The sequence below is a fragment of the Variovorax sp. E3 genome, assembly GCF_016082275.1.
Lineage (GTDB): Bacteria > Pseudomonadota > Gammaproteobacteria > Burkholderiales > Burkholderiaceae_C > Variovorax.
Genome location: NZ_MOWM01000274.1, coordinates 1 through 5,472 on the forward strand (window position 1 = coordinate 1; position 5,472 = coordinate 5,472).

At 69.6% G+C, this 5,472-nt stretch carries 2 protein-coding genes and 1 pseudogene; all 3 read left to right on the forward strand.

The window, feature by feature from the left end; translation table 11 throughout:
* Nucleotides 1-866: cellulose biosynthesis protein BcsQ (bcsQ, locus tag BMG07_RS39700; RefSeq protein WP_269759870.1), on the forward strand; the 866-nt coding region annotated here is incomplete at its 5' end.
* Nucleotides 863-3,023, forward strand: a pseudogene (gene bcsA / locus BMG07_RS39705) (UDP-forming cellulose synthase catalytic subunit). The gene bcsQ and the pseudogene bcsA, both read left to right, overlap by 4 nt.
* Nucleotides 3,020-5,362, forward strand: coding sequence for a cellulose biosynthesis cyclic di-GMP-binding regulatory protein BcsB (gene bcsB, locus BMG07_RS39710; RefSeq protein ID WP_307867312.1), 2,343 nt, complete (start codon nucleotides 3,020-3,022; stop codon nucleotides 5,360-5,362). The pseudogene bcsA and the gene bcsB overlap by 4 nt, the downstream one beginning before the upstream one ends.
* Nucleotides 5,363-5,472 lie beyond the last annotated feature (110 nt).

Genomic DNA, 5,472 nt, shown 5'->3' on the forward strand with positions numbered 1-5,472 from the left:
CTCGCCGCGCCGCAGCCGCCCGCCGCACCGCCCGGCCCCATGTCGCGCTGGCGAAGGCCGACGTGACGATGGTCGTCGTCCCCGTCATCTCTTCCAAGGGCGGCGTAGGCAAGACCACGATTGCCGCCAATCTGTGTACCGCGCTGGTCGAGCGCGGACAGCAGGTGCTCGCGATCGACCTCGATCCGCAGAACGCCCTGCGCTTTCACATCGCCAACGAGCCAGGCGCCTGCGACACCGGGCTGGTCGAAGCCGCCACCGGCCTGATGCCCTGGGCCCGCGCGATCCGGCCGGCCAGCGGCGGCGTCATGCTGCTGCCCTTCGGCGACGTCGACGACGAACGCCAGATCGCCTTCGAACACCAGCTCGCGCGCCACCCAATGTGGCTGGCCGAAACGCTCGGGCGCTTCGGGCTGCCCGAGGGCACGCTGGTGCTGCTCGACACCCCGCCCGGCCCCTCGGTCTATCTGCAGCAGGCGCTGCGCGCGGCCAATCTCTGCGTGATCCCGGTGCTGGCCGATGCCGGCTCGTTCGCCACGCTGCCGATCATCGAACGCATGGTCGACAAGTACTGCCGCCCGCGCGCCGACTACGCCGGCAGCGCCTACGTGGTGAACCAGGTCGACCCCGGCAAGCGGCTGAACCACGACGTCTTCGAGGTGCTGCGCCAGCGGCTGCGGCCCGAGCTGCTGGGCGTGCTGCACCTGGACCAGTCGGTGCCCGAGGCGCTGGCCTCGGCGGTGCCGGTGCACCGCTACGCGCCCATGAGCCAGGCGACGCAAGACATTTCTTCCTGCGCCGAGCGCCTGCTCGAACGCATCGCCGCCGCACGGCAGACGCCCCGGTCCATGGAATCGACACAATGAACAGCGCCCCCCCGTCCACGCCCGCGCCGCCCCGCGAGGCCCCCGCGCTGCTGCGCCTGCTGCCGGTGCGCATCGCCGGCTGGCTGGCCGCGCTGGCGATCCTGCCCGCGCTGATCATCACGCCGATGACCTTCGAGCAGCAGATCGTGCTGTCAGTGGGCATCTTCGTGGCGGCGCTGATCACCAACCGCATCAAGGGCCGCTTCGCGAGCCTGGTGTTGATCTTCATGTCGGTCGTGGTGTCCTCGCGCTACACCTACTGGCGCGTGACCGAGACCATGTTCATGGACAACCCGGTCGACCTGGTGCTGGGCATCGGGCTGCTGATGGCCGAGCTGTACGCCTTCGTGGTGCTGCTGCTGGGCTACGTGCAGACCGCTTGGCCGCTGGAGCGCAAGCCGGTGCCGCTGCCGGAAGACCCGGCCGAGTGGCCGACCATCGACCTGTTCATTCCCACCTACAACGAGGCACTGTCGGTGGTGCGCTCCACCGTGCTGGCGGCGCAGTCGATCGACTGGCCGCGCGACAAGATCAAGATCTTCGTGCTCGACGACGGCCGGCGCGACGAGTTCCGCGTGTTCTGCGAAGACGTGGGCGTGACCCACGTCACGCGCGACAACAACCGCCACGCCAAGGCCGCAACATCAACGCCGCGCTGAAGAACACCACGGGCGAGTTCGTCGCCATTTTCGACTGCGACCACATTCCCACGCGCTCGTTCATGCAGATCGCCATGGGCTGGTTCGGGCGTGACCCGAAGCTGGGCATGGTCCAGCTGCCTCACTATTTCTTCTCGGCCGACCCCTTCGAGCGCAACCTCGACACCTTCGGCACGGTGCCCAACGAGGGCGAGCTGTTCTACGGCCTGATCCAGGACGGCAACGACCTGTGGAACGCCACCTTCTTCTGCGGCTCGTGCGCGGTGCTGCGCCGGACCATCGTCGAGGAAGTGGGCGGCATCGCGGTCGAGACCGTGACCGAGGACGCCCACACCGCCCTGAAGATGCACCGGCTGGGCTACAGCACCGCGTACCTGGCGCTGCCGCAGGCCGCCGGCCTGGCCACCGAAAGCCTGTCGGGCCACGTGGGCCAGCGGATTCGCTGGGCGCGCGGCATGGCGCAGATCTTCCGCATCGACAACCCGCTGTTCGGGCGCGGCCTGCACTGGGCCCAGCGCCTGTGCTACGTGAACGCGATGCTGCACTTCCTGTACGGCCTGCCTCGCCTCATCTATCTGACGGCGCCGCTGGCGTACCTGTACTTCGGCGCGAGCGTGATCCACGCGTCGCGTCGATGATCTTCGCCTTTGCGCTGCCGCACATCCTGCACGCCAACCTGACCAACAGCCGGATCCAGGGGCGCTTTCGCTACCTGCTGTGGAACGAGGTCTACGAGGCGGTGCTGGCCTGGTACATCTTCCGCCCCACGCTGGTGGCGCTGATCAACCCCAAGCTGGGCAGCTTCAACGTGACGGCCAAGGGCGGCCTGATCCAGCAGGAGTACTTCGACAGCACCATCGCCAAGGCGAGCCTGGTGCTGCTGGCGCTGAACTTCGTGGGCGTGTGCCTGGGCGCGTGGCGCCTGACCTGGGTCGACCCGCAGAACATCGCCACCGTGTGGCTGAACCTGGCCTGGACCATCTACAACCTGATGATCCTGGGCGCCTGCGTGGCGGCCGCCAACGAGTCGCGCCAGCTGCGCGGCGCGCACCGGGTGGAGCTGAACCTGCCGGCCACGCTGTACTTTGCCGACGGCAAGTCGCTGCGCTGCAACACCTTCGACTTCTCCAGCGGCGGCCTGGGCGTGGAACTGCCGCAGGACCTGAAGCTCGACCTGGAGACCCCGGTCGAGGTGGCGCTGTACCGCAACGACCAGGAGTCGCGCTTCGCCTCCACGGTGCGTTTCAGCAGCGGCAAGCGGCTGGGCCTGCGCTTCGCGCCCATGAGCTTCGCGCAGGAGCGCGCGCTGGTGCAGTGCACGACCGCGCGCGCCGACATCTGGGCGGCCCGCTGGGGCAACCATCCGCGCGTGCCGATCCACCGCGTGCTGGGCCACATCATCCGCATCAGCGGCACGGGTTTCCGGGACATGTTCAGCCATTACTACCGCACGGCCACCTCCAGGCTGCGCCCCGTCAAGACGAAGGAATCCACGTGACGATCACCCTGCGCGCGCATCGCCGCGTCGTGCCCTCCGCCATGCTGGCGATCGCCCTCGCCGCCGTGTCCGTCACCGGCGGCACCTCCGCGCAGCCCCGGCCGCCGGCCTCGCCCGGCCTGCCGGCACCCGCGCCGCTTCCCGCAACATCAGCAGCGGCAGCAACGGCCGCCACGTCCACCATTCCCGCCGCCACGCCGGTCGCCGCCGTGCGCGAGCTCAACCTCACGCAACTGGGCATCGACTACGCCGTGCAGCTGCGCGGCATCAGCGGCACGGTCGGCATTCCGTTCAACGTGCGCGCCGACGAGCTGGTGACGGCCGCGTCGTTCAAGCTGAACTACGCCTACTCGCCCTCGCTCATTCCCGAGCTGTCGCACCTGAAGGTCACGGTCAACGACGTGCTGGTGGCCACGCTGCCGGTGAACCGCGCCGATGCGGGCAAGCCCCAGACGGCCGACATTCCGATCGACCGGCGCCTGATCACCGAGTTCAACCGCATCAACGTCGAGCTGATCGGCCACTACACGCGCGAGTGCGAAGACCCGGCGCACACCAGCCTGTGGGCGCGCATCGACGCGACCAGCACGCTGAAGCTCACGGTCTCGCCGCTCAAGCTCGCGAACGACCTGGCCGGGCTGCCGCAGCCCTTCTTCGACCGCCGCGACGTGCGGCGCGCGCGCATTCCCTTCGTCTTCGGCGGCGCCGACACGTCGCCGATGCTGGAGGCCGCGGGCGTGCTGTCGTCGTGGTTCGGCGCGCTGGCCGACTACCGCGGCGCGACCTTCCCGGTCTCGCACGGCGAGCTGCCGGCGGGCCACGCGGTGGTGTTCGTCACGCCCGAATCGAACATTGCCGGACTCACGTTGCCCAACATCCAGGGCCCGGGGCTGGCCGTGGTCGACAACCCGCAGGACGCCTCCGGCAAGCTGCTGCTGGTGATGGGCCGCACGCCCGCCGACCTGCGCACCGCCGCCGCCGCGCTGGCGCTGAACAGCAAGGCCTTCGCGGGCGCGCAGGCCGCCGTCACCGCGTTCCAGGAACCGCCGGTGCGCAAGCCCTACGACGCGCCGCGCTGGGTGCCGAGCGACCGCGCGCTGCAGCTGGGCGAGCTGACCTCGGCCAGCGACCTGTCGGTGACGGGCTACAACCCCGACGTGGTCCGCGTGAACCTGCAGCTGCCGCCCGACCTGTTCACCTGGCGCAGCCGTGGCATTCCGCTCGACCTGCAATACCGCTACACGCCGCGCGTGCGGCCCGACCAGTCGACGCTGAACGTCAACGTCAACGACAACTTCGTGGGCGGCCTGCCGCTGCGCTCGGCCAACCCGGCCGGCGACCGCTGGTGGAACCCGCTGGCCGTGAAGCTGATGCCCGACGGCACGCTGGCCGAGCACAAGGAAGTGATCCTGCCGCCGCTGGCCATGGGCCCGCGCAGCCAGCTGCGCCTGCACTACTACTTCGAGCCCGTGGGCGGACGCTGCGTGCCGCAGCTGGACAACGTGCGCGGCTCGATCGACCCGACCTCCAAGATCGACGTGTCGGGCTTCCCGCACTACATCGCGATGCCCGAGCTGGCGGCCTACGCCAACGGCGGCTTCCCGTTCTCGCGCATGGCCGACCTGTCCGAGACCGCCGTCATCCTGCCGGACCAGCCCGTCGACACCGACACCGAGACCTATCTCGGTCTCCTGGGTCAGATCGGCCGCTCCACCGGCTATCCCGCGCTGCGCGTGAAGGTGGGCCGCTCGGCCGAGGCCGCGCAATGGGCCGACAAGGACCTGCTGGTGATCGGCAACCTGCAGAACCAGCCGCTGTTCACGCAGTGGGCCGACAAGATGCCGCTCAAGCGCAACGGCAACGCGCCCGAGCTGAAGCTCAACAGCTGGATCGACAACGCCATCGACTTCGTCATCGGCGCGCGCACCCGCGAGGACTTGCCGGGCAGCATGCAGATCGCGGTGAGCGACGACGGCCGCGACGCGGTGCTGGCGGGCTTCGAGTCGCCGCTGCGCGGCGGCCGCAGCGTGATCGCCGCCATCACCAACCCGGGCTCCAAGGAAGCGCTGCTGAACGCGCTGATGACGCCCGACCTGCTCAAGCGCGTGCAGGGCAGCATGACCATCGTGCGCGACACGCAGGTCAACAGCGTGCTGGGTGGCGACACCTACTACGTGGGCCGCCTGCCGCCGCTGACGTGGCTGCAGTGGAACCTGTCGCGCAGCCCGCTGCTGCTGGCGGCGATGGTGATCTTGCTGGCCCTGCTGGGCGCGGCGGTGTCGTATGCGGGCCTGCAGATCCGGGCGCGCCGTCGCCTGTCGGTCAACAAGGCCAAATAATTCGTACATGCGACGTTTGCCGACTTTTCTCTCCCACGGCCCGCTGGCGGGCGGCGCGCCCTGCTGGCGGCGGCCGGGCTCGCGCTGGCGTTGCCGAAGGTGTCGGGCGC